At 58.0% G+C, this 24319-nt stretch carries 22 protein-coding genes; 10 read left to right on the top strand and 12 right to left on the bottom strand.

Going from position 1 to position 24319, the window contains the following annotated elements:
- Window positions 1–29: 29 nt before the first annotated feature.
- From FLM21_RS11420 to FLM21_RS11430, 3 genes are all read right to left on the bottom strand, one after another.
- The gene (locus tag FLM21_RS11420) at window positions 30–458 is read right to left on the bottom strand and encodes a hypothetical protein (RefSeq protein WP_148715688.1); all 429 of its coding nucleotides are present in this window, start codon (window positions 456–458) and stop codon (window positions 30–32) included.
- Between the two features lie 109 nt (window positions 459–567).
- Window positions 568–3186 (bottom strand): bifunctional acetaldehyde-CoA/alcohol dehydrogenase, encoded by a 2619-nt coding sequence (gene adhE / locus FLM21_RS11425; RefSeq protein WP_148715689.1) that lies wholly within the window; start codon window positions 3184–3186, stop codon window positions 568–570.
- Window positions 3187–3698: 512 nt separating this feature from the next.
- Window positions 3699–4700, bottom strand: coding sequence for a DNA-binding protein (locus FLM21_RS11430; protein ID WP_148715690.1), 1002 nt, complete (start codon window positions 4698–4700; stop codon window positions 3699–3701).
- Window positions 4701–4981: 281 nt separating this feature from the next.
- Between FLM21_RS11430 and FLM21_RS11435 the strand changes: the two genes are divergently transcribed.
- The 3 genes from FLM21_RS11435 (at window position 4982) to FLM21_RS11445 (ending at window position 7473) form a co-directional block, all read left to right on the top strand.
- Complete coding sequence (locus FLM21_RS11435) at window positions 4982–5668, top strand: NYN domain-containing protein (protein WP_246120709.1); 687 nt, start codon at window positions 4982–4984, stop codon at window positions 5666–5668.
- A 413-nt stretch (window positions 5669–6081) separates the two neighbouring features.
- The gene (locus FLM21_RS11440; RefSeq protein ID WP_148715692.1) at window positions 6082–6348 is read left to right on the top strand and encodes a hypothetical protein; all 267 of its coding nucleotides are present in this window, start codon (window positions 6082–6084) and stop codon (window positions 6346–6348) included.
- Between the two features lie 240 nt (window positions 6349–6588).
- Complete coding sequence (locus FLM21_RS11445) at window positions 6589–7473, top strand: sugar phosphate isomerase/epimerase family protein (protein ID WP_148715693.1); 885 nt, start codon at window positions 6589–6591, stop codon at window positions 7471–7473.
- Here FLM21_RS11445 and FLM21_RS11450 read toward each other — a convergent pair.
- The gene (locus FLM21_RS11450; protein WP_148715694.1) at window positions 7407–8123 is read right to left on the bottom strand and encodes a hypothetical protein; all 717 of its coding nucleotides are present in this window, start codon (window positions 8121–8123) and stop codon (window positions 7407–7409) included. The two genes, FLM21_RS11445 and FLM21_RS11450, sit on opposite strands and share 67 nt — an antisense overlap.
- A 60-nt stretch (window positions 8124–8183) precedes the next feature.
- Entirely contained in the window at window positions 8184–8792 is a 609-nt protein-coding gene (locus FLM21_RS11455; protein WP_148715695.1) for a LysE family translocator, read from the bottom strand.
- 327 nt (window positions 8793–9119) lie between these two features.
- Here FLM21_RS11455 and FLM21_RS11460 point away from each other — a divergent pair, with 327 nt between their 5' ends.
- From FLM21_RS11460 to FLM21_RS11470, 3 genes are all read left to right on the top strand, one after another.
- A complete protein-coding gene (locus FLM21_RS11460) occupies window positions 9120–10196 on the top strand; it encodes an HPP family protein (protein ID WP_148715696.1) in 1077 nt (358 codons plus the stop codon).
- Window positions 10197–10396: 200 nt separating this feature from the next.
- Window positions 10397–11203, top strand: a complete 807-nt coding sequence (locus FLM21_RS21335; protein WP_246120710.1) for a MarR family winged helix-turn-helix transcriptional regulator — start codon at window positions 10397–10399, stop codon at window positions 11201–11203.
- A gap of 5 nt (window positions 11204–11208) precedes the next feature.
- Window positions 11209–12912: a chloride channel protein gene (locus FLM21_RS11470; protein WP_148715698.1), complete on the top strand. Its 1704-nt coding sequence runs from the start codon at window positions 11209–11211 to the stop codon at window positions 12910–12912.
- A 294-nt stretch (window positions 12913–13206) separates the two neighbouring features.
- Here FLM21_RS11470 and thpD read toward each other — a convergent pair whose 3' ends face one another.
- The 4 genes from thpD to ectA form a co-directional block, all read right to left on the bottom strand.
- Window positions 13207–14106 carry an ectoine hydroxylase gene (gene thpD, locus FLM21_RS11475; RefSeq protein ID WP_148715699.1) on the bottom strand — a complete coding sequence of 300 codons (900 nt, stop codon included), beginning with the start codon at window positions 14104–14106 and terminating at the stop codon, window positions 13207–13209.
- Between the two features lie 65 nt (window positions 14107–14171).
- Entirely contained in the window at window positions 14172–14567 is a 396-nt protein-coding gene (locus tag FLM21_RS11480; protein WP_148715700.1) for an ectoine synthase, read from the bottom strand.
- Window positions 14564–15838 (bottom strand): diaminobutyrate--2-oxoglutarate transaminase, encoded by a 1275-nt coding sequence (gene ectB / locus FLM21_RS11485; protein WP_148715701.1) that lies wholly within the window; start codon window positions 15836–15838, stop codon window positions 14564–14566. Before ectB ends, FLM21_RS11480 begins: the two co-directional genes overlap by 4 nt.
- A gap of 23 nt (window positions 15839–15861) precedes the next feature.
- A complete protein-coding gene (gene ectA, locus FLM21_RS11490; RefSeq protein ID WP_187359872.1) occupies window positions 15862–16374 on the bottom strand; it encodes a diaminobutyrate acetyltransferase in 513 nt (170 codons plus the stop codon).
- A gap of 296 nt (window positions 16375–16670) precedes the next feature.
- Between ectA and FLM21_RS11495 the strand changes: the two genes are divergently transcribed.
- The gene (locus tag FLM21_RS11495) at window positions 16671–17831 is read left to right on the top strand and encodes a mechanosensitive ion channel family protein (protein WP_148715703.1); all 1161 of its coding nucleotides are present in this window, start codon (window positions 16671–16673) and stop codon (window positions 17829–17831) included.
- Window positions 17832–18185: 354 nt separating this feature from the next.
- Here FLM21_RS11495 and FLM21_RS11500 read toward each other — a convergent pair whose 3' ends face one another.
- The 3 genes from FLM21_RS11500 to FLM21_RS11510 form a co-directional block, all read right to left on the bottom strand.
- Entirely contained in the window at window positions 18186–18824 is a 639-nt protein-coding gene (locus FLM21_RS11500) for an SDR family oxidoreductase (RefSeq protein WP_148715704.1), read from the bottom strand.
- A 72-nt stretch (window positions 18825–18896) separates the two neighbouring features.
- Window positions 18897–19832 (bottom strand): alpha/beta hydrolase, encoded by a 936-nt coding sequence (locus FLM21_RS11505; RefSeq protein ID WP_148715705.1) that lies wholly within the window; start codon window positions 19830–19832, stop codon window positions 18897–18899.
- Window positions 19833–19902: 70 nt separating this feature from the next.
- Window positions 19903–20817 carry an alpha/beta hydrolase gene (locus tag FLM21_RS11510; protein ID WP_148715706.1) on the bottom strand — a complete coding sequence of 305 codons (915 nt, stop codon included), beginning with the start codon at window positions 20815–20817 and terminating at the stop codon, window positions 19903–19905.
- 122 nt (window positions 20818–20939) lie between these two features.
- Here FLM21_RS11510 and FLM21_RS11515 point away from each other — a divergent pair, with 122 nt between their 5' ends.
- The 3 genes from FLM21_RS11515 (at window position 20940) to FLM21_RS11525 (ending at window position 24166) form a co-directional block, all read left to right on the top strand.
- Window positions 20940–21860 (top strand): LysR family transcriptional regulator, encoded by a 921-nt coding sequence (locus tag FLM21_RS11515; protein WP_148715707.1) that lies wholly within the window; start codon window positions 20940–20942, stop codon window positions 21858–21860.
- Between the two features lie 139 nt (window positions 21861–21999).
- Window positions 22000–22137: a YegP family protein gene (locus FLM21_RS21695; protein ID WP_222846683.1), complete on the top strand. Its 138-nt coding sequence runs from the start codon at window positions 22000–22002 to the stop codon at window positions 22135–22137.
- 232 nt (window positions 22138–22369) lie between these two features.
- Complete coding sequence (locus FLM21_RS11525; RefSeq protein WP_148715708.1) at window positions 22370–24166, top strand: 2-isopropylmalate synthase; 1797 nt, start codon at window positions 22370–22372, stop codon at window positions 24164–24166.
- The last annotated feature ends 153 nt before the right edge of the window (window positions 24167–24319 follow it).

A 24319-nucleotide genomic window follows, 5' to 3' on the forward strand; every position in this document is an offset into this window, starting at 1 on the left:
CTTCATCGCTTGGAATCCGCCACCATGCTTTACAGCGCAAGCACTTGGCGAATGCGCACCAGCTGGTTCGCGGCAAACCAGTGACGCGACAGGATATCCTCACCGCCCAGGCGATACGCATCGCGAAGGTAGGGCAGAGCTGCCTCCATGCCTTCCAATTCCAGGTGCGCGCGCGCCAATGTCAATGCTGTCAGCGGCTGTTGCTGTTCCAGATGCCAGGCATGCGCCGGCAGCGCGCGCCCAATGGCGTGCTGCCACTCGCCCATTTGGCAAAGCGCTTGCGCGTAGCCCGCCATGACCCAGTGATGAAATGGCTCGTTGCGCAGCCCTGCATCGGCGATCATGGCAGCAGCATGCCAGTGCTCGACACTGCGCGGCCAATCGTGATCACAGTCCGCCTTGATGCCATGCTGGGCATGTTGAAAAGCTTGCTGCTCCAGATCATCCCGCTCGGCCATGCGTTATTCCCTATAAACAAGCGTCGACCGACTGTGCTTTTGCGTTGTTCCGCGCTGGGCAGGAAAGGCAAAACCCGGCCGAAGCCGGGTTTGTTGGCGTAGCCAACGCCTACTTCGGTTCGCGGGCGTAGGCTTCGAGGTAAGGCCGGCCGTAGTAGCTATCCAGCAGCAACTGCTTAATCTCGCTGATCAGTGGGAAGCGCGGGTTGGCGCCGGTGCACTGATCGTCGAATGCTTCTTCGGCCACTTCATCCAGCTTGGCGAGGAATTCCTTCTCCGGCACACCTGCAGCCTGGATCGATGGCGGGATTTCCAGCGCGGTCTTCAGGCCCTCCACCCAAGCCACCAGGCTTTCCACCTTCTCGTCGTCGTTGCGGCCCTTGAGCCCCAGATGCTCGGCGATATCGGCGTAACGACACTTGGCGATCGGCCGGTCGTACTGGCTAAAGGCGGTCTGCTTGGTCGGGATGTCCGCCGCGTTGTAGCGGATCACGTTGGAAATCAGCAGAGCGTTGGCCAAGCCGTGCGCCAGGTGGAACTCGGCGCCGATCTTGTGCGCCATGCTGTGGCACACGCCAAGGAAGGCATTGGCAAAGGCAATCCCCGCAATGGTGGCGGCGTTGTGCACCATCTCGCGTGCCTTCGGATCATTGGCGCCGTTGGCGTAGGAGGAGGGCAGGTATTGCCCCAACAGCTTGAGCGCCTGCAGTGCCTGAGGATCAGAGTACTCGTTCGCCATCACCGACACATAGGCTTCCAGCGCGTGGGTGACCGCGTCGATGCCGCCATAGGCCGTGAGGCTCTTGGGCATATGCATCACCAGGTTCGGATCGACGATCGCCATGTTCGGCGTGAGCTCGTAATCGGCGATCGGATACTTCATGCCGGTTTTTTCGTCGGTGACCACGGCAAACGGCGTCACTTCCGAGCCGGTACCCGAGGTGGTCGGGATGGCAACGAGCTGCGCCTTGATGCCGAGCTTGGGGAATTTGTAGATCCGCTTGCGGATATCCATGAAGCGCAGCGCCAGATCCTCGAAATGCACGTCCGGGTGCTCGTACATCACCCACATGATCTTGGCGGCATCCATCGGGCTGCCCCCACCCAGCGCGATGATTACGTCCGGCTTGAAGGTGTTCAGCATATGCGTGCCCTTGCGCACCACTTCCAGCGTTGGGTCGGCTTCCACTTCATAAAACACTTCAACTTCCAGCCCCATCTGCTTGAGGATACGGATGGTTTCGTCGCAATAGCCGTTGTTGAATAGATAACTGCCAGTCACGATGGCGGCGCGCTTCTTGTCCGAGAGTTCCTCCAGCGCAAATGGCAAACTGCCGCGGCGGAAATAGATGCTCTTGGGCAGTTTGTGCCACAACATGTTCTCGGCCCTCTTGGCGACGGTTTTCTTGTTGATCAAGTGCTGCGGGCCGACGTTCTCGGAAATCGAGTTGCCGCCCCAGGAACCGCAACCGAGCGTCAGCGACGGGGCCAGCGCAAAGTTGTAGAGGTCGCCAATGCCGCCTTGGGAGGAGGGCGTGTTGATCAGGATGCGCGCGGTCTTCATCTTGTCGCCGAAGTACTTGATGCGCTCAGGCTGCAGATCCTGATCGGTATAGAGCGAGGAGGTGTGGCCGATGCCGCCCAGTGCCACCAGCGCCTCGGCCTTGGTCACGGCGTCGTAGAAATCCTTGGCGCGATACATGCCCAGCGTGGGCGAAAGCTTTTCGTGGGCAAACGCTTCCTCCTCCCCGACCGAGATCACCTCGCCGATCAGCACTTTGGTATACGGCGGCACCTTGATGCCAGCCATCTCGGCGATTTTCAGTGCGCTCTGGCCGACAATATCGGCATTGAGCCCACCGTTCACCAAGATCACCTTGCGCACTGCCTCGGCATCCTTCTTGGTCAGGATATGGCCGCCGTTCTGGATGAAGCGCTCGCGCACCTTGTCGTAGATCGTATCGACCACGATCACAGCCTGCTCGGAGGCGCAGACCACGCCGTTATCGAAAGTCTTGGACATCAGGATGGAGGCCACCGCACGCTTGATGTCGGCGGTTTCGTCGATCACCACGGGGGTATTACCGGCGCCGACGCCAATGGCCGGTTTGCCACTGGAATACGCCGCACGCACCATGCCTGGGCCACCCGTGGCCAGGATCAGGTTCACATCCGGGTGACGCATCAGGTGATTGGACAGCTCGACCGACGGCTTGTCGATCCAGCCGATGATGTCCTTGGGGGCACCAGCCTTGACCGCCGCTTCCAACACCAGCCGCGCCGCTTCATTGGTCGACTGCTTGGCACGCGGGTGTGGGCTGAAGATGATCGCATTACGCGTCTTCAACGAGATCAGCGCCTTGAAGATCGCGGTGGACGTCGGATTGGTGGTCGGCACGATGCCGCAGATGATGCCGATCGGCTCGGCAATGGTGATGGTGCCGAAGTTGTCGTCGGTGGAGACGACACCACAGGTCTTGTCGTCCTTGTACTTGTTGTAAATGTACTCGGAGGCAAAGTGGTTCTTGATCACCTTGTCCTCGACCACGCCCATGCCAGTTTCGCTTGCAGCCATCTTGGCCAGCGGAATCCGCGCATCGGCAGCGGCCAGAGCAGCAGCCCGGAAAATCTCATCGACCTGCTGTTGGGAATACGTTGCAAACAACTGCTGCGCCTTCTTGACCCGAGCGACCAGTGCGTCCAGTTCCTGCACGGTGGTGACAGTCATCGGTGTTCTCCTAGCTTGTACGTTGATTGGCATCCGGATGGCATGTTGTCCTGATAGCGCCTGCGCCAGCTCCGTGCCGCGCTTTCGTCGCTTCCTTCCGACGACCGCATGCTCAAGATACGCCAGCGCTATGAGAAAGAAATTGATCTGGCACAGAGATTTGCTTTAACTGCTACATGACATGTAATAATGTATATTATGTAAAGTGATATCCAGAGTAACAACGCTGCCGCAGCGTCACTTGCGCCTTGTAAGCTTGGGTTGGCCGCCCCAAGCAACATCCCCACCAGCGCCAGGCACACGGCCAACTTCCCAAACCGCTGGTTCCAAAAACCCTGCCAGAACTCCCGCTTCTTCTCGTCCTTCTCGCGGGCCAGCTCCGCGGCCGCGATGATGAGGGATGGCAGGGAAACGTGAAAAAAACAGCCGTTTATGACTTAAATTATTGATTTGTATGAATTGTTTTTGCATTTTTGACGGGGTTTTTCTTGCCCCTTCCTGGTGCTCGTCATCTACCCTTGAGGGCCTACCGCAGCCAGAGACGCGAGCAATTTTGCTTGGATGTCGACCGTTGCTTGCAGCCGTATGCCTTCTGCGTCGCGGACCCGCAGAAGATCAGCGCTCTCGACCAGCCGCTGTTCCACTGCCTCCGTGGCTAAGCGCTGCTGCTCTAGATGGGCGACCAGGTTCTCATTGGCAGTTTCGAGGCTCGATATTCGCTGCGTGCTTGTGGCGTAGGCCTTTTCCAGCTTGCCAAGCGCCTCTTCTGCCTGCCGGGCTGCTTTACGTGCCGCGGGTAATTCAGTTGTCGTCCGCGCCAACTCTTGAAGACTCCGCGTGAGCTCATCTTGCTTGATTACCAGCGATTGATTCAACGTTCGGATCTCGACCTGCAACTGCTGAATCTGGTGCTCATGTCGACGTAGCTCCTGCTCCCGTTGCTCCTTGTTCGACTGCCGATAGTGCTCCAGAGCCTCTCTGGCATGCTGATGCTTCTCATCAAGGGAGCGTTGGTGAGTTCTGCTGTCCTCAAGGTGGCTCGTTAGGTTCGAGACCTCTTGTGAGAGGCGTTGTTTCTCGACGTGGGTGCCGGCGAGCTCTTGTTCGACAGCCGCTCTGCGGGCGGTTTCTTCTCGCAGCGCCAGTTCGGTTCGTTGTAGCTGATCACTTAGACCCGTGTTTTCTTGGCGCAGCTGCGTAATTGCGCCCTCTTTCTCGTGCAGTTTTGCTTCGAGCTGCTGGCGCTGTTCAACCCACCGTGCTTCCGCCTCTTCATGCAAGCGCGCGCCGAGGCGACTTGCCAGCTCTTGGATTGCTTCGCTTACCGCGACGGATTTGCCTGTGCCGCCGCCGTCCTCTTCTTCCAGCTCGCGTAAATAACGCTGAATCGTGGTACGCGACCCGGTATTGCCGAGCTCGGCGCGTACCGCATCGATCGAAGGGTTTCGTCCTTGCGATACCAGGCGCTCCCTCGCCCGTTGCACCTCGCTTTTGTGGATTCCGCTTCGCGCCATGACTGCCTCACTCGAATTTCATACGTGGTATGTATCATGTACATACACAAAAATATTGGCAAACTTATATCGACAATCGGCATATATATCACACGTGATAATGAAGGATTATCACGTGTTATGGCCTAGGCTGTGCACTTAGCGAGCTTTGCTGGGTACGAAACCGCTATATCGACTGCTTTTGAAGCTACCACCTATGCATACCGTGTTCACGACGACACGACGCGGCAATAGCGGGAGACATTGCGCATATCGTTACCCGGTTGGCCCGCTATCCATACTTGATCATTGATGCCGACAATGCACAGGCTTCCGCTGTGACCGAGTTGTTCGCCGAGGTGTCCCATTACGGCGTGGCCAGCGTGAAGCGCGCCTATGGCGACTGGACCACGCCCAACCTCAAGAGTTGGAAAGACACGCTCCACAAGATGGCCATCCAGCCAATCCAGCAGTTCCGGTACACCACCGGAAAAAACGCTACGGATTCCTCGATGATCATCGATGCGATGGATCTGCTTCATGCCGGCAACCTTGAGGGCTTTTGCCTGGTGTCCTCAGATAGCGACTTCACACGCCTGGCCACACGGATTCGCGAAGCCGGCCTGTTGGTCTATGGGTTCGGAGAGAAGCACACGCCGGCCCCGTTTGTCGCAACATGCGACAAGTTCATCTACACGGAAATCCTGAAGGCAGAAACGGCCCCGATCGCCAGCACCAAGGAAGCGCAATCGTCGCTGGAGAGCATGTTGCGCGCTGCTGTCGAAGCGGCAGACCGGGACAATGGCTGGGCAAGGCTTGCAGCCGTAGGCAACATGCTGCTGAAGCTCAGTCCATCATTTGACCCGCGCAACTACGGTTTCAAGAAGCTCGGTGAGCTAGTGAAGGGTCAGCCCTTTCTGGAAATCATGCAGCCGCCGCAAGGCGCCGATACCGCCAACGTGCACCTCTATGTTCGTCTTCGCGAATAACGTTGCGCGTTAGGCACCCCAGAAGACAGTGGCGTAGATAAACACCACGAGCAACAACAGCAGCAACAAGCCAATGACCGGCGTGACCTCGCCTCGCATATTGCGGTGGGACATAGGCACCTCCTTCACGCGATTGCCCGCAGCCGTAGCCATCTTCTACTGCCGCACATGGCAATGAAAAAGCCCCCGCGGTAGCGCGGGGGCAACGTTTGGGGGTATGCGCTCAAGCATTGCGCTCTACCGGTATAGCACGGGCTGCGGCATAGTGCGCCACGTCCGCCGCCTACCGAGCACCGCCGAGCCGGAATGGGCCTCGTACCACAGCAGACATTGCAGTACGTATAGGCTGGGTCCATTATGAGCACGGCATAAAACGGTAATCGACTCAGCCAAGTGCAATACGGGACATTGCGATGACTACCTTTGACGAAACCAAACGGCAGCCCATTCAACGGTATACGGAGCACTACCCTGCGCCGCAGTTCCCGCACTACCCTTTGGCCATCTTCCTCAAAGGCGAACAACAGGAGGACGGTTCATGGATCATTGGCGCGAACTTCCCCATATCCAACAGCAATTTCTTCAACGGCGTAGTTGGCAGATATGCTGAGTGGGAAACCGGTAGAGAAGCCGCCCTGCAGTTCGCCAAAGCCATGATCGGCGAAAGCACCTACATCTAGGCTAGCCCGGCAGTCGATAGTTCGTGGCCACGCCGTGTTGGTTGGGCAGTTCACCTCCGAGCGGGCTCACAGCATGTCGCTTAAAGGCTGCCGACGGTGACCGGCCATTGGCGATTTTGCGCTGTGCACAGCTCCGCTGTTCGGTTTGCAAACCACCGGTTACGACAATGCGAACAACGCCTGCGTTTATCTAGCTTCGGCTCTGGTGAGAATGGGAACCCCACCGCCAAGACCAACACCATGCGCCTCGCTTGCACCACACGCCCCTACGCCGACTTGGATTTACCCCGCTCCTGTGATGCGATTGCCGTGGCAGGCTTTACCGATATCGGCCTGTTTCCCACACTGCAGCCCAGTGGGCAGCACGCTGTGCCGGTGCGTGCATCCACGACTGCAGCTCAACTCATGGCCGTCCGCAGTGCGCTAAATGGCGCCGGCCTGCATGCTTCGCTGTTGCTGGCGTTGCCCGACGAGCCACCCACTTCCGCAACCGCAGCCGATGCCTACCCTCATCTGATCGATCAGGCCGCAAGTCTGGGCGTACGATACCTGCTCGATTTGGGCTGCGCTGCCCCCGCCCAATACAATGCCTATCGCCAGTTGCTCATGTCTGTGGCGCCTCATGCGGAAGCAGCAGGTATCGTCATCCTCATCAAGCACCACGGTGGCATTTTTGATACCACCGCCAACATGCTTGCATTTCAACGGCAGGTCGCCAGTCCATCACTACAGCTCGCGTTCGACCCCGGCAACGTGCTGTATTACAGCAACGGGCAAGACGATTCGGTCTCGAGTTTTGTCGAAGCTCGAGATATCTTCGCCGCAGTGTTTGTCAAAGATTGCCGGCAGGTAAACAACCAGCCGGATGTGGCTATCAATGCCGGTGATGGCAACGCCAACTGGCCCGAGCTCATCCATCAACTCGGCGATCGTGCTTTCGACATGCCGCTCTACCTTGAAGGTGTGGGCGGCACCAATGCGCAAGAGCGCAATGAAAATGTCGTCCTTTCACACCTGCGACTAAAGGAATGGCTGCAGCTAAGCACCCAAGCGCGCGCCTACGAGGCTGGTGGCTGTTCGGGGAACGGCGCAAGCAGCGCGGCGATTTCTTCTTCCGCAAGATGAAGCGATAGCGCTCGGCGCAATTCTGCCGTGTCGGTTACCTTGTGAAATGCTCCGGCGCGTTCGCGCACTGTTTTCAGCACCGAATCCGGCACTTTCCGAACGATCCGAAGAGCGTTTTGATACGCAGCTCGCGTTTCTTCAACGTGAAGGATCAAGGTCTCGCAGCCGGGAATCTTCGAAACATATTGCTCGTAGCATCGTTCCGCAAACTTCAACGCCACGGCCTCTTCAATGACGCAAACCCTGGGTTGATCAACCAATGCGTTGGGGTCCAGCAGATGGATCACAGCACGGCAAATTTCGTAGAAAACCTGTTCCCAAGTCTGAGCTGCGTGCCGAATCAGGATGCCATATGTCCGCTGTGGAAAACGGAATGGGACAACCAGTGTGTTGCTGCCATTCCGGCTGAACTCGGGGCGTGGGGCAAACTGCTTTGCCTGCAACCGGCCGAGACCATACAGTCGCTCAGCCCTGTTATATGCAAGTAATTGAAGGCAGCTACGAAACCAGATTGTGCTTTCGGTACGGTCATGCGGGTCTTCAGACAGACGCCAATCATTGCGACTGAGCTGCTGGCTCAGCACGCTCCTGATATCCTCGGTCAGGGCCGCATCATTCAGCATGGATTGCATCGCTTTGACGATGAGCATAGGGCCTCCGCTACTCAGCCCCCTGAGACGGCCAGTATATCGCGGCGCATCACGTGTTGGTCAGCGTAGACCTATTGCGAGCGAGTCGGCGATTGTGAGCACACCAAAGCCGGCCAAAACCAGCGCCAGCAACTTCATCGCCAACAGATATCCACGCCCCTCCAGCGCAGAGAAAAACTGCGCGGCCAAGAGAGCGACGAACATTTTGGACAAAATCAACGTGCCGATGGCCGTCACGACAAACGCGGTGCTCTCCCAAGCATTGCCGCGGATGATGTAGCTTCCACCCACCGTGAACCAGAACAGATACGGCCCCGGGTTCAAGAGGTTCACCTTGATGGCGGTCGCAAGCGAACCTTGCGCATTGAGCTTGTTAGAGAGCGAGATCTTGTCGACGCGGAGCATCTTGGTCGACAGCCAGATCAGGTAGGCACCACCGACCAGCCCTAGCATCACCGTGAACAGATCGATCTGCTTGAACTGAGTGAGCAGCCACAGTGCTGCTACGATGATTGGCCCGTCAGTCGCCAGTGGCGCCAAGCTGGCGCGCACCCCGGCCGGCAGCCCTTTGGACAGCGTTTGCTGAATCACGATGATGCCGAGCGGGCCAGGCTTCAGGCCAGCAGCGAGCCCGAAAGAAAGAGCTGCCAAGAAAAACTCGCTCACCATACAAGTCTCATGTACGCCAGAACAGGCGAAGGGAATTGGAAACGGCTGATTTCCGACCTGCTCGAGATGATCGCACTCCAAGCAAAGATCGGCTTTGCTGCTCTTGCTTTTCAAGGGTCGGCAGGAGCTAAAAAAACGTTCTCTTGATCCCGAAAACTCTCGCTGAGGCCGCGCTTCGAGGGTTGTTACGAGCTGGCGAGCCGTCCTCGGTGCTTGGAATAAACATCACAACATGATATTTTTTCGAGCCTCAAACACCCTACCCGAGCCCGCATGCAACCCGAGGTTCAACGTCCCACCTGGTGGAGTAACTTCTGGCCCCAGCCCATGCTGACGCGTCGACGGGACCGGATCCTGGCGAGCGTCGGCGCATGCATCGGCATGCTAGTTACAGCGTGGGCTTGCCAGCTTACGACCGCCTCAAATACGCCTTGGTTTATCGCGCCAATGGGGGCGTCGGCGGTACTTTTATTCGCAGTTCCCGCAAGCCCGTTGGCACAGCCTTGGTCGCTGATCGGGGGTAATCTGTTGTCTGCCCTAATCGGGGTCACTTGCGCACAGTGGATTACCAGCCCGATTTTGGCATCAGGCTGCGCAGTCGCTTTCTCGATCGCAGCGATGCACCAGTTCCGCTGCATTCACCCTCCAAGCGGCGCAGTAGCACTTACGGCAGTCTTGGGGGGCGAGCCCATTCACCAATTGGGCTACGCATTTGTTCTGCACCCCGTGCTTCAGAATTCGTTGTTTTTGGTCGTCGTTGCAATCTTCTACAACAACATCGTTCGTCGGCCTTACCCACATAAAGTGCACCCGCCGGCCACGCACAAGACAACAGATCCTCCCCCGATCGAACGATCAGGCATAACACGAGAAGATCTGCATGCGGCACTCGAAAAACAGGGAGAGCTATACGACATCAACGAAGAGGATTTGCAAGAAATTCTATTGCAAGCGCAGCTGCAGGCGCATCGCCGCAGGTTTGGCGAGTTAACCTGCCGTGACTTTATGGCGAAAGACGTGGTCTTCGTGAATGCCAATGATCCGACTCAAATCGCATATGACAAGCTACGAGAGCATAAAGTCTCTGCGCTGCCTGTATTGGGTAATGAAAAGCAACTTGTGGGTATTGTCACGCTGCATGATTTGTTTGCTGCCTACGACCGCATCAGCCTGACGGCAACCAAGGTATGGCAAATCATGACCGGCCATGTCGTTATCGCAAAGGCAAGTGACCCGATTACTTCACTGGTCGAGCCATTCTCGAATGGTGGGCTCCACCACATGCCGGTGCTGGATGAAACAGGCGGCGTAGTAGGAATGGTTACCCAATCCGACCTTGTTGCTGCGATGTTTCAAGAGCAGCTGGAGCTCACATCAAATAACGTCGGCATGCGTAGCAATTGAGCATGCACGCACAAGCAACTCAAACCCGGACCCCGCTGAGTAGATCGAGCCTTCTTGTCGGATGGCTGGCGTTGCTCGCCTCAGAAACGACATCCAGGTATGTGATGGGGGCGTTCGAAGCATTGCTGGTACTCCCGTTTTGGCTCTCTATCGGGCTGATACTCGTCAAGCCCCGAGCGAGTTATACACGGTGCACTGCCTTGATCAGTAGCTATCTGATTTCCATCGTCGTGGGTTCGGCCCTACAAACCCTGATGCCCCATACCTTTTGGACAGCGCTGCTGGCCGCTCTACTTGTTCTGGCACTGTTGGCGGCGCTGAAGTTTCATCACTTTCCTGCAACGCTTGTGCTACTTCCGTTGGTTTCAGGCGAAACCAAGATCGATGCGCTGGAAAGTACAACGTTGCCCTTCCTGCTTTTCATCAACTTATTCATCGTGGCTACCCTTGCCTGGTTTATTTCGCGACCGTGCACCGCACACAAAAAAACGCCGCTGCTTGATGTCCCCACAAAAAGCTACCAATCCGTAAGCACACTCACTCAAGCATCTTCTATGTCTGAACAAAACCTGAGCAAGGCCCAATACGAAGCCCTTTCTGAATTCCGCTATCAACTTCGTCGCTTCATCCACTTTAGCGAATCAGCAGCCAAAGCTGCGGGGGTAACGCCTCTGCAGTACTTGCTCATGCTGCATATACGCGGCTTCCCAGGCAAGGATTGGGCAACGGTAGGCGAGTTGGCGGAACGTCTTCAGCTGCAACACCATGGGACTGTCGCTTTAGTGACACGTTGCGAAGAAGCTGGATTAATCAAGCGGCAGAAAAGCGAGGCAGATCGGCGGTCAGTTGAGATTCATCTGGAACCCAAAGGGTTGGAACTACTCTCTCAGCTTGCTTCACTTCATGAGCTGGAACTGCAGTCTCTTCGAGATACATTCCAGGTGGCACGTATCACTGCATTCAATGATGCAGATGGTGTGGATTCAGAACGATTGAAGTCAGAGTAAAGTCAATGCGAGATTATGCGGTCAACCGACGAGTTGTTTTTATATCCTTTATTGCTGTCGTGATTGGGGCGATCAGCACGGTAGCAGCAAAACTCCTTTTACTGCTCATCAACCTGTTCACCAACCTGTTTTTCTACCAATCCTTCACGTTGGTCGACCACGCGCCGGTAGGCCATCATCTGGGTGCCTGGGTGATCGTTGTTCCTGCGTTGGGCGGGCTGCTCGCCGGCTTGATCGCCCGCTACGGTAGCGAAAAAATTCGCGGGCACGGCATTCCAGAAGCGATGGAGGCCATTCTGTTCGGCAAAAGCCGCATGTCCCCCCGGGTCGCAGTGCTCAAGCCATTGTCGTCAGGCATTGTGATCGGAAGCGGTGGACCGTTTGGTGCGGAGGGGCCAATCATTATGACCGGTGGATCGCTGGGGTCTTTACTAGCCCAGTACCTCCATGTGAGCGACGGTGAGCGCAAAGCTCTGCTTGTCGCGGGCGCATGTGCAGGGATGACGGCCATCTTTGGTACGCCGATTGCCGCCATTCTGCTGGCTGTGGAGTTGCTGCTATTCGAGTTCCGCCCGCGTAGCCTTCTACCAGTCGGCATAGCTTGCTCGGTCGCCGGATTTCTTCGATTGTATTTCTTTGAGGCTGGTCCGCTCTTCCCATTGCACTCAGCCCCCAACTACACCCATAACTTTCTGCTCTTTGCCACCGTAGGTATCGCCATAGGGCTGTTTGCAGCCTTCATCTCCAAGAGCCTGCATTGGGTCGAGGCCCTGTTCGACCACCTGCCGATTCACTGGATGTGGTGGCCTGCGCTGGGGGGGCTGGTGGTTGGCTTGGGCGGCTACATCGCCCCGGAGACCATGGGAGTCGGCTACGGTCTGATCGGGGACTTGCTGAACAACAGGTTGGACATTTCAATTGTCCTGCTTCTGGTAAGCATCAAGCTCGTCATTTGGCTGGTCGCGCTGGGCTCCGGCACTTCCGGCGGTGTACTGGCGCCGTTGCTGATTGTGGGAAGTGGCATAGGTGTATTGATCGCATCCGTGTTTCCGGAGAGCGCACCTGGCATTTGGGGCGTAGTGGGCCTGTCCAGCCTGCTCGGGAGTGTCTTGGGCACGCCACTGACTGCGATCGTGTTTGCATTTGGCCTGACACACGATACAGCTGCGCTCTTGCCAGCCCTACTCACGACCTTTGCCGCTTGGGGTACTACTTCTATTTTGCTCCGTCGCTCCATCATGACGGCGAAGATCGCGAAGCGGGGGCTGCATGTTTATCGGGAGTACTGCGTCAACCCACTTGAAGGCAAAACGGTCGAGAAGCTTATGAATCGGGAGACGTGCGCGCTCGATGTCGATCAAACAGTAGCCCAAGCACTCACGCTCATACAGAAGCAGCCCCATTTACCTGCCTATCCTGTGCTCTCAAAGAACATGCTGCTCGGCACTGTCCAACCAAGCGACCTGCGCCACGCACCCGGCGGAACACTACTCCGGCAGGTGATGAAGCAGCCACCCGACGAGCACCTCTATGCCAATCAGCCTGCACAAGCCGCAGCCATGACACTCGCACGTCAAAAGATGCTGTGGCTGCCGGTGCTTCAGTCTGAAGCAGAGCCTATCTATGTGGGGGTACTTTCTTCAATGGATCTCTTGTTGCCTACCGTGGTCACGTTTGAGCAAGAACTGGTTTTTGAAAAACTCAGATAACGTCGTAGCGCTACAGTTGCGGCCTTCCGATTTTCCTGTTCAGCCAGCATCAATGCGGACAGTCTGTACAAATTCCACTTTCAAGAATCTGCGCATGCTGGACACCTAAGCCGAACCGCTAGCTGCAGCGATTCAGGCGGATGCGCATCAACCAGTCAGGAGCGACACTTTACACACGGGAACGGGTCTGCAATTTGTCGCCCTGTGTGACCCGGAGCGAGAATTGGGTTGGACTCGCGGAGCAAAGAGCTGCGAAACATAGCAGCTCTTCTTGCGATGCAGCTTTTGTGTATATCAAACGACCGTGAGCGCAACACATTGCTCCCGCGCCGCGATGTACTCCGGGCGGGGCGCCAAGCCATACTTCGGTGAACCCAGCGCATTGTCGATATGGTTGTAAACCATGAAGACGTTGCTGCGTGGCAGCGGCGAAATATTACTGTTTGAACCATGCATCGTATTGCAATCGAAGAACACGACCGAGCCGGGTCCACCCGTTGGCATGGCAATACCAGCGCCTGCACGAGTCAAAAATTCCAGGCTCGCCGCGTCAGGTACTCCGTACTCCTGCTTCTTGAGTGATTGCTGATAGTGATCGGATGGTGTGTGCCCCGCGCATGCAATGAAGTAGCGGTGCGAGCCGGGAATCAACATCAATGGACCATTATGCGGCGTGTTCTCTGTCAGCGCGATCGCGCAGCTGACCGCACGCATGGCCGGCATGCCATCTTCCACATGCCAAGTCTCGAAGTCGGAGTGCCAAAAAAACTCACGGCCAACCAGACCCGGCTTATAGTTAATCCGTGATTGATGGATATACACCTCCCCCCCCACGATTTGCTGTGCAATGCCCAACAAGCAAGGATGCCGCGCCAAGGCACTGAACACTGCATTGCTGCGATGGACATTGAACACCGAGCGCACCGCGCCACTTCCTCGTTCCGTAATCGCTTCAGGCCGGTTCGCGCCAGCAAAATCGTCGCGCACCCGCTGCATTTCTTCGTAAAGTGCCTGCACTTCATCCGCAGCAAACAGGTCAGGCAGAAACAAAAAGCCATCCTGCTCGAATTGATCCAGTTGTCGTGGGGACAGCGGGCCCGGGTAGGTCGGGTTAGGCACCACCGGCTCAACCCGACTCAAGATCGCGGCCTCATTGCCACGCGAGGGGTACGATTCACTCACTTTGAACATCATTGCAGTCTCCAAGGAGGCCGCCACCATGTGGCGGCCTGGATTTAGATCACGAGAAGCGGCATGAGTCAGGCGGGATCGACTAGAGGCAGAGGATATGTGCCGTCTTCATCGTGAACTTCACGCCCGGTAAGCGGAGGATTGAACACGCAGACCAGACGCAGCTGGGTAGTGGCACGTAACAAATGCTTGTCGTGTTGGTTAAGGGCATACAGCATGCCTGGCTCGATTCGGTGTTTGACGCGTGAGGGGACGAGCTCAATCTCACCTTCACCCTCGATGCAGTACACCGCTTCGAGATGATGCTGGTACCAGATCGAGGTTTCAGTCCCTGCAAAGATCAGCGTTTCATGCATGGAGAAACCCATGCCGTCTTCAGCCAGCAAAAGACGGCGACTGGCCCACGTCTTGGCGACCACGTCGCGATCAGTGTCGATAATCTGGTTCAGATGGCGCACGATCATGCGGAAACTTCCTCTTTGATGGGTTCAAGTACACGTCGCGTGAGGGTTTCAAGAAGCTTGAGGCCTTGCTCAAGCTCCTCGAGTGGGATGGTCAGCGGCGGCAGCAACTTGAGCACCTCGTCGAAAGCACCGCAGCCTTCGATGATGAGTCCTTCATCGAAGGCTGCTTGCGCGACCTGTGCGGCCTGCCTCGGGTCCTGGAACACCAGCCCTTGCATCAAGCCCACGCCGCGGCGCGATAACTTTTGCGGGAATTCACGCACCAAGGGTTCAAGCCGACTGCTGACCAATCGCGCCTTGGCTTCAATTGCCTGCTGGAATCGACGATCGCGCCAAAACGTATTTAAGGCAGCCGTTGCGGTGACGAAGGCCAAGTTGTTGCCCCGGAACGTGCCGTTGTGCTGCGATGGCTTCCAAATGTCGAGCTCGGGCTTCAGCAGAACCAGCGCCATGGGCAAACCCAGACCCGACAACGATTTGGACAATGTGATGATGTCCGGCACGATGCCGGCGCGTTCGAAACTGAAAAAACTGCCGGTGCGGCCACAACCCGCCTGGATGTCGTCCACGACGAGCAGGATGTCATGCTCCCGGCAGAGCTTGGCTATCGCTTGCAACCATTCGCTGCTGGCGACGTTCACACCACCTTCGCCCTGCACAGTCTCCAGCAGCACTGCCGCTGGCATATCAAGGCCACTGGATGGATCTTCGATCATCTGCCTGAGCAGCTTGGCGGTATCGATGCCTGAACCCAGATAACCGTCAAAGGGCATGAAGGTGACGTGGCTGCCAGGGGGCACCCCACCTGCTTCACGAAACTTGTTGTTCGCAGTGCAAGCCAGTGCGCCTTGTGTCATGCCGTGAAAGCCGTGGGTAAACGCCACGATCCGGGTACGACCGGTGACATTGCGAGCCAGCTTGATGGCCGCCTCCATTGCATTGGTCCCGGTGGGACCGGTGAACTGCAGTTTGTAGCGCAGGCCACGTGGTTCCAGGATGCATTCGTCAAAGGCTTGGAGGAATGCCGCTTTTGCAGTGCTGGCCATATCCAGGCCATGGACCAGGCCATCGTGGGTCAGGTATTCAATGGCAGCCGCCTTGAGGTCCGGGTGATTGTGGCCATAGTTCAAAGTGCCAGCGCCAGCGAAGAAGTCGAGATAGTGCCTCCCCGATTCATCGGTCATTTGGGCGCCACGCGCGGTGGTAAAGATGGTGGGAAAGGCACGAATGTACCCTCGCACCTCGGATTCGAGGCGTTTGAAGATTTCCATAGGTAACTCCGGGGATGGGCTGATCAGGCTGCCGGGGTAAGCGGCCCCAAACGATAGAGCGTTTCCGGTGGATGTCCTGACTCCGGAAATAGCGAACCTGACAATTCGGAAACCGGCTCGATGCCGATCTCCAGCTGTCTGGCAAGCGCTCGGAATACGGCCAAGGAAGCTGTATTACTTGGCGTAATCGTGGTTTCCAGCCAGCGCAGGTTTTGCCCGCGGCCTACCAAATGCCGCAGCATGGCAAGCGCCAAGCCATCTCCTCGCCAAGCAGACGACACGGCGAGCTGCCAGATGAACAGTGTTCTCGGCTGACGGGGATGGAGATAAGCGCTCAGATAACCCGCCAAGCCATTCTCACCTTCGGCGACGACGCAAGTTGGCGCGTGATGCATGGCTTGTATCAGATAGGCGTAGACCGAATTCAGGTCTAAGGGAGGGCAACTCGCAATCAGCTGGTGGATGGCAATGCCATCCTCAAGGTTGGGAGATCGAAGGCGGATGCTGCGACGACTTCGGGTTTCGATGACGGTCAATGAACACTCCTTGTTCGTCTTGGTTGAGGTTGCCGCGATGCGACAGGAGTGGGTCCGGATCCGCCGCCTCAGCGTTGGATGCACCTTTTTTATCCTAGTCATCGATATACATTTGTGCAAATATATCGATCGCACAAGCGCCGAACCATCGAACTGATCGCGCTCAAGCCCAGTCAAATCGCGCCCTAAAACAGGGTAGCCCCGCCGCAATATCGCCTCACAACGTGCAGCCCTTCTGTATCGCCCCTCCGCGGCAGGCCTAGCTCCGTTTTCTGTGGCGCCTACCTGGAGGCACCATGTCCAATTTTGTCGCCTGGCTTCAGTCCATCTACCGCACGGAGGCCTGGGTGTATCCGCTGTTTGCCGTCGTGCTGATAACAATGCTGGTTCATGCGGCCACGCGTGTCGTGATGAAGCGGCTGGCCGTCCGGCTGGCACGGACCAGGACATTCTGGGACGACGCCCTCATCCTTGCCGCCCAAGGGCCGGCCGCAGTCTTGACATGGGTGCTTGGTCTTTCCATTGCATGCGAGTTGGTGGCGCCCCACGCACGATCAGATGTGTTCGATTACATCGACCCTGCACGGCGACTCGCAATCATTGCGCTGCTGACGTGGTTTCTGGTCAATCTGATCAACCGTTCTGCAGAAGCCTTAACTGCAGGGGATCAGGACAGAACACCCGTTGATGTGACGACGGCGACAGCCATCAGTCGGCTGCTGAAGATGTCGGTGTGGGTTACCGCTGCGTTGGTGGCGCTGCAATCGTTGGGGATATCGATTTCCGGCGTACTGGCCTTCGGCGGCGTCGGTGGTATCGCCGTTGGCTTCGCAGCCAAGGATTTACTGGCCAATTTCTTTGGTGGCTTGATGATCTATCTTGATCGCCCGTTTGCCGTTGGCGATTGGGTACGCTCCCCCGATCGAAATATCGAAGGGACGGTGGAACATATTGGTTGGCGCTTGACGACGATCCGGACCTTCGACAAGCGCCCGCTCTACGTGCCGAACTCTGCTTTCGCCACGATCTCTGTGGAAAACCCTTCACGGATGAGCCACCGACGCATCCATGAAACGATTGGTCTGCGCCGCGAAGATGCCCGTTTGCTACCGGACGTCCTGGCAGCAGTTCAAGGCATGCTGCAGCAGCATACCCAGATCGATGCAAATCAGACGTTAATGGTGCATTTCGATCGTTTTGGCGACTCTTCGCTCGACTTCTTCGTCTACTGCTTTACCAAGACCACCGTATGGACCGAATACCACCAAGTGAAACAGGATGTCTTGCTCAACATTGTCGAGATCGTGCATGCGCATGGTGCAGCAATTGCTTACCCAGTACGTCGGCTATCAACAGAGCTGCGTGCGGATAGTTCGCTCGACGCAAGAGTGGGTCAGTGCTCGCCGATGAAGGACACCCACCAAGCGGATCGCGCTATCACCCTAAGTCGCAACTGAAGTTCCTTCTGTTTCCGGACATCCCATGGCATGCAACCGCTGTATTGCAAACCGCACCATTGATCTTATGTGCAGTTCCTCATGCCGCATCAGCAGGCGTCGATAGCCTGATTAAACCTCACGGCGGAATTCTCGGATGGCTGCGGACTTGTGGCCCTAGAGCGAGAGGGTAGCGAACCCGGCGCTGCAGTTGGCATTCGATCCTGGGAATGTGTTGTATTACAGCAGTGGAGAAGATGCCCCGGTGGCCAGCTCTGCATAGAAGGCGTGGGTGGAACAAATCAAGAAGAACAGCACACCAATGTCGCGCTTACTAAATCAAGATTGCAACGCTGGTTGCATAACCTGCTCGCTCTACATGAAATACGGCTTGTCCCCGTCGCTGCCGGGTTTGCTCATACCCAGGCTTTCGCCGACGTGTCGCTTGGGCGACTGGATGATCTGGGTAATCAAATCCCCCACGCTTTTGCGCGAGACGACGGTGCCTTTGAATGGCTCTTCCTTCACCGTCAGCTCGTAGCTGACCTCGTCCTCGTCCGTCAGCCACGCGGGACGCACGATGGTGTAGGCCAATCCCGAGGTTTCGATCAGATCAGCCGCACGGCGATACGGCTTCAGGTCATCGCCGATGGTGGCATTGTTCCATTCGCCAAATTTGCCTGGCACTTCGTCGTAGATGCCGAGCGAGAGCACGAAAATCAGGCGCCTCACGCCCTTGGCCTGCATGGCCGTGATGATGGCGTGCGCCTGCTTGTCCAGGTCGTCGCCCGACAGGTTGGCATAGACGATGTCCTGCCCGTTCATGAGCGACTTGAGCAACTTGGCATCCAGGACATTGCCAATCACGACCTTGGCATTTGCGGGCTCCTGACCGGTGAGTTTGCGGGGATTGCGAAGCAGCAAGGTCTGGCTGATGTGCCGGTCATGCGCCAGTTCCTGGATCACCCACTGGGCGATCTGGCCGCTGGCACCGAGGATGAGAACATTGGTCATATTGGATGTTTTCCAAAATCACAGCGGGCACCTCGGTGCCCGCTGGGTATGAGGCGGAATGCGGTGGAAGGACTAGAGGCTGGCCTTGAAGAACGGCACGACCTTCGCCATGGCCAGTGCCACCGGCTCGGGCTGGTCATACAAGTCGTAGTGCGACCAGCCTTCGGCGACGACGATGTGCTTGTCGGTGGACGCAGCACGACTGTAGATCTCCCAACCATCGCGGAAGGCGCCAAAGCCGCCCGGCTTGTCCCCGATCACCACCATCAGCGGTTGGGTGAGCAGCACTTCGGCGTGCAGGAAAGCATCCCATCCCATGGCTGCGCCGCTGAACGACATCAACTGGCTGGTCGCGCCATTGGGCTGCTGGCCACGCTCGGTCTTGTAGTAGTCGGTGGCTTCGAGCACATCGATGTCGGTGATGCCGGCAGCCTTCGCTGCGGCCACGGACTGCGGCAACAGATCAGCGACCTTGCGTTCGGCACCTTGAGCCTGTGCCTTGCGCATCTGGGCAATGCCCTGGGCCAGTGCGAGCGGCTTGAACTGGGCAAACCCCTCGCGGATCAGGCGGCCGTAGTTGACGCCGGTGATCGACACCAGCGCCTTCAGGCGGTGATCGGTGATGCCTGCGTGGATGGTGTACGCACCGCCACCGCACACGCCTATGGCTCCGATGCGTTCGGCATCCACGTAGGGCAGCGATTGCAGGTAATCGACGGCGAAGCGGATGTCGGACACGCGGATGGCCGGGTCTTCGATGAAGCGCGGCTCGCCGCCGCTGGCGCCCTGGAAGCTGGCGTCATGGACCAGGACGACGAAGCCGGCTTCGGCCAAGCCCTTGGCGTAGATGTTGCCCGCGGTCTGCTCCTTGCAACTGCCGATGGGGTGGGTGCTGACGATGGCGGGGTACTGCTGCTTCTCGTCGAAGCCCGGCGGCAGGTAGAGGTCGGCGACGGTCTGCCAGCCCAGGTTCTGGTAGCCGACGGTCTGCAGGGTGATGTTGCTCATGAGGGAGGCTTCCCGTGTGTCTGGTCGCCAGCGCTTGTCGGGCGAGCGCCGGCAGCCGTTGATCGGAGGGTTACAGCTTGGTGCTGAAGAATGGCGCCAGCTGCGACACGGCTTCATCGACGTACTTAGGCACGTCGTACAGATCCATGTGGTCGGCGCCTTCGACGACGTGCAGGGTCTTGTCCTTGCTCGCCGCGCGGGCGATCAGGTCATCGCTCATCCACTTGCTGCCGGCGTTGCTGCCCGCCACCGCCAATATGGGCTGGGTCAGGAAGGCTTCGGCCTTGAAGTAGGCGTCGTAGGTGATGATCTGCGTGAGGCAGCGCGCCAGCGTGAAACCCGGTGCATTGGGATGCTCACAACGCGGCGTGTGGTAGTACTCCCAGGCGCCGCGCAGTTCAGCGTTGGGAGCGTCCTCTTCCTTCAGCGGCGCCAGCGGCATAGTGGCCAAGGCGCTGTTGCCGGCATCGGCGGTGCGCGCCTGCGAGCCGGCTTCGATATACGGCAGCGCGTCGGCGTCCTTCACCGAGCCATCCCAGCCGTTGCGGAACATCTGGCCGATGTTCACCGCGCTCACCATACCGAGTGCCTTGATCCGGCGGTCGTTGATGGCCGCGTTGGCGCTGTAGCCGGCACCGGCACAAATGCCCATCGTGCCGATCCTGTCGTTGTCCACATAGGGAAGCGTGGTCAGGTAATCGATGACGGCACTCACGTCTTCGGTGCTGATGTGGGGATTCTCCAGCTGTCGCGGCTCACCCGTGCTCTCGCCCTGGTACGAGCGATCGAACGCGATCGCGACCAAGCCGTGCTCGGCGAGCTTCTTCGCGTACAGGCCGGCGGTCTGCTCTTTCACACCACCACCGGGGTGCGAGACGACGACGGCTGGGTACCGCTTGCCGTCGTCAAAGTCGGCGGGGACGTGCAGGACGGCAGCCATCGTGATGCCTTGGCCGTTGAGGTTCTTGAAGCTGACTTTTTTCACGAGCTTGCTCCTGTTGGAGAGGGGGTGACGGAACCGGTCCGATGTGGATTCCATCGTAGAGAGCGAATTGAACCGGATAAACCCGCTTAACAAGACATCAGTGTTTAGGATAACTTCGCAATATGCCGATCGATCCCGCCCTTCTGCCAGCCCTGGCGTGGTTCAGCCACGTGGCCCGTCACCGCAGCTTCACCAAGGCCGCCACTGAAATGGAGGTGACCCGCGGGGCGCTGTCACAGCACGTCAAGGCGCTGGAGCAGCATCTGAATGTGCGGCTGCTGCATCGGACCACACGTGATGTGTCGCTGACCGAAGAAGGCCAGCAGGTCTATGACGTGCTGCAGACCTCCTTGGGCAACATCGAACGGGTTCTCGCCGCGCTGGGTGAAGCCAACGTCGAACCTTCAGGGCTGATTCGCCTGAACTCGTCCCGCATCGCCACCCGACTGCTGATCGAGCCGCACTTGGGCGAGTTTCTGGCGCGCTACCCGAAGCTGCGGCTGGAGCTGGTGATGAACGACGGCTTCTCGAACATCGTCGCCGACGGCATGGACGCCGGCCTGCGCCTGGGGGAGAGCCTGGACGAGCACATGGTGGCCGTACCGGTCACGCCCCCGATTGAAATGGCCGTGGTGGGCTCACCGGGCTATTTCGCGCGGCATGGGATACCCGAGACACCGGCCGACCTGATGCGACACAACTGCCTGGCTTATCGCTTCACCTCCAGCGGCACGATAGACCGCTGGTCGTTCACCTCACCGGATGCGGAAGAACGCACGCTGGTGTTCGAGCCCAGCGGCAGTGCCGTGTTCAACGACGACGACAACATGCTCAATGCCGCGCTGCAGGGGGTGGGCCTGATCAAGTATCTGGATCTCTGCGTTCGCCAGCACCTGACTGATGGCCGGCTGGTGCGGGTATTGGCGCCCTGGTGCCGGCCGTTCCCCGGCTTCTACCTGTATGTCCCGTCGCGCGCGCAGATGCCGGCCAAGACCCGGGCGCTGATGGACTTCCTGATCGAGCAGCGCGGGCGATTCGGGTAGCAAAAGCACCACGCGGAGGTCACAGGCCAACGCCATCTGTCAAACACTCCATCCAAAAATACCAATAGCCCCTCCGGGAAAGCAAAAAGCTAACGATTCAATTCAATACATTGCACCCTCAGAGAACGGCATCTATTCGGTGCAGGCCAACAGCCCATTGGACGAGCGCTATGATCGAAAGACATCGACGAACGGGAAAGCCTACTTCACGCTGAAGGCTGCGAACCATCAAGTCATCGGCGCCAGCCAGATGTATGCAACAACCCAGTTACGGTAGGTTGGTCTGTCTCAGTCCAGACAAATGGACCGACGAAGACGTAAATGACCTCACATAACTCACCGAACCGGGCTCGGCAGCCATGCTCACACGGACAAAAAGTATAAATTCTTCTGTACCCCTGACTAAGCCCCCTCCGGAAGGCAGCATGCAACTTCTAGGAACGGCCATTTTTTGACATTAAGTCCAAAACGCCCTTATCCTGAGCTAATTTACTAGCCAGGAGAGACGCGTGCAATTCGACATCGACCGCCTGATCGCCGACTTCGGCGGCCCCGCAGCCCTTGCGGACGCGCTGAATCAGGCCTTCCCCGATGATCCTGTCAGCCGCGCCGCAATCTACAAGTGGCGCGAGCGCGGCAGCCTGCCGCTCTCGCAGATCGACAAGCTGGCTCGCCTCGCCGCGCGCCAGAATCGCGATTTCAACATTCACAGCTATCGCGTCGGCGAAGTGCCGACGAACCACACCGGAGCCAGTGCCATGGGCGATCGTTTGTACATTTTCGACACCACCTTGCGCGACGGCGAGCAATCGCCCGGCGCCTCGATGACCAAGGAAGAGAAGATCCGCATCGCCCGCCAACTGGAAAAGCTGGGCGTGGACATCATCGAGGCCGGCTTTGCCGCGGCAAGCCCGGGTGATGCCGACGCGATCCGCGCCATTGCCGAAGTGATCGAAAACAGCACCGTCTGTAGTCTGGCCCGTGCTAACGAGCGCGATGTGCGCGCCGCGGGCGAAGCGATCAAGCCAGCCAAGCGCGGCCGCATCCATACCTTCATCGCGACCAGCCCGATCCATATGGAGAAGAAGCTGCGCATGAGCCCCGACGAGGTGGTCGAGGCGGCGGTGAAGGCGGTGAAGATCGCTCGTGAATACACTGACGACGTAGAGTTTTCAGCTGAGGATGCGTCGCGCAGCGATTTTGACTTTCTCACCCGCGTGTTCAGCGCGGTGATCGAAGCTGGCGCCACCACAATCAACGTGCCTGATACCGTTGGCTATGCCGTACCGCAAAGGACAGAGACTTTTTTTCGTGAGCTCATCTCCAAGACCAAGGGGGGCGACCAAGTGATTTGGTCAGCACATTGCCATGACGACCTCGGAATGGCTGTAGCCAACTCACTGGCCGCCATGCTTGGTGGCGCGCGCCAAGTGGAATGCGCCATCAACGGCCTCGGCGAGCGCGCGGGCAATGCCTCGCTCGAAGAAATCGTGATGGCGGTGAAGACGCGCAAGGATATCTTCGGCGTGGAAACAGGTATCGACGCCAGCCAGATCGTGCCAACCAGCAAGCTGGTTTCGACCATCACCGGCTATCCGGTGCAGCCGAACAAGGCCATCGTCGGCGCCAACGCGTTCTCGCACGAATCTGGCATCCACCAGGATGGCGTGCTCAAGCACCGCGAAACCTACGAGATCATGAGCGCCGAATCGGTGGGCTGGTCCGCCAACCGGCTTACGCTCGGCAAGCTCTCGGGCCGCAACGCGTTCAAGACGAAATTGCAGGAACTCGGCATTGTGCTCGATACCGACGAAGCGCTGAATGCGGCCTTTGCCCGCTTCAAGGATTTGGCCGATCGCAAGCGCGAGATCTTCGACGAGGACCTGCACGCGCTGGTGTCGGATGAGATGGTGTCCATCGAGCAGGAAACCTACCGCTTGAGCTCGCTCAAGGTGGTGTCGGAAACCGGCGAAGTACCGAGCGCGCAACTGGTAATGGTCGACGACGGCGCGGAGCGCCAAGCCCATGCCGATGGTGACGGCCCGGTCGATGCCACCTTCAAGGCGATCGAATCGGTGGTGAACAGTGGCGCCGAGCTGCTGCTCTATTCGGTGAATGCGATCACCCAAGGCACCGACAGCCAGGGCGAAGTGACAGTGCGGCTTTCCAAGGCGGGCCGGGTAGTGAACGGCCAGGGCGCCGATACCGACATCCTGGTCGCCAGCGCCAAGGCTTATATCTCGGCGCTGAACAAGCTCTCGAACAAGAACACCCGCGTCAATCCACAATTTGGCGAAGTAGCTTAACTCGACCTGAAGCGCCGTGCCTTGGGCACCGCGCTCCAGCCCTTAGAAGCAAGCGTACTACTTCACGAATTACGAAGGAGCCCCCATAGCAAGAGACCAGCCTTGACTGCTCTCTTGCCAGTCCTACTCAAGACCTTGCTACTTGGGGCACTA

Source organism: Chitinolyticbacter meiyuanensis, assembly GCF_008033135.1.
Classification (GTDB): domain Bacteria; phylum Pseudomonadota; class Gammaproteobacteria; order Burkholderiales; family Chitinibacteraceae; genus Chitinolyticbacter; species Chitinolyticbacter meiyuanensis.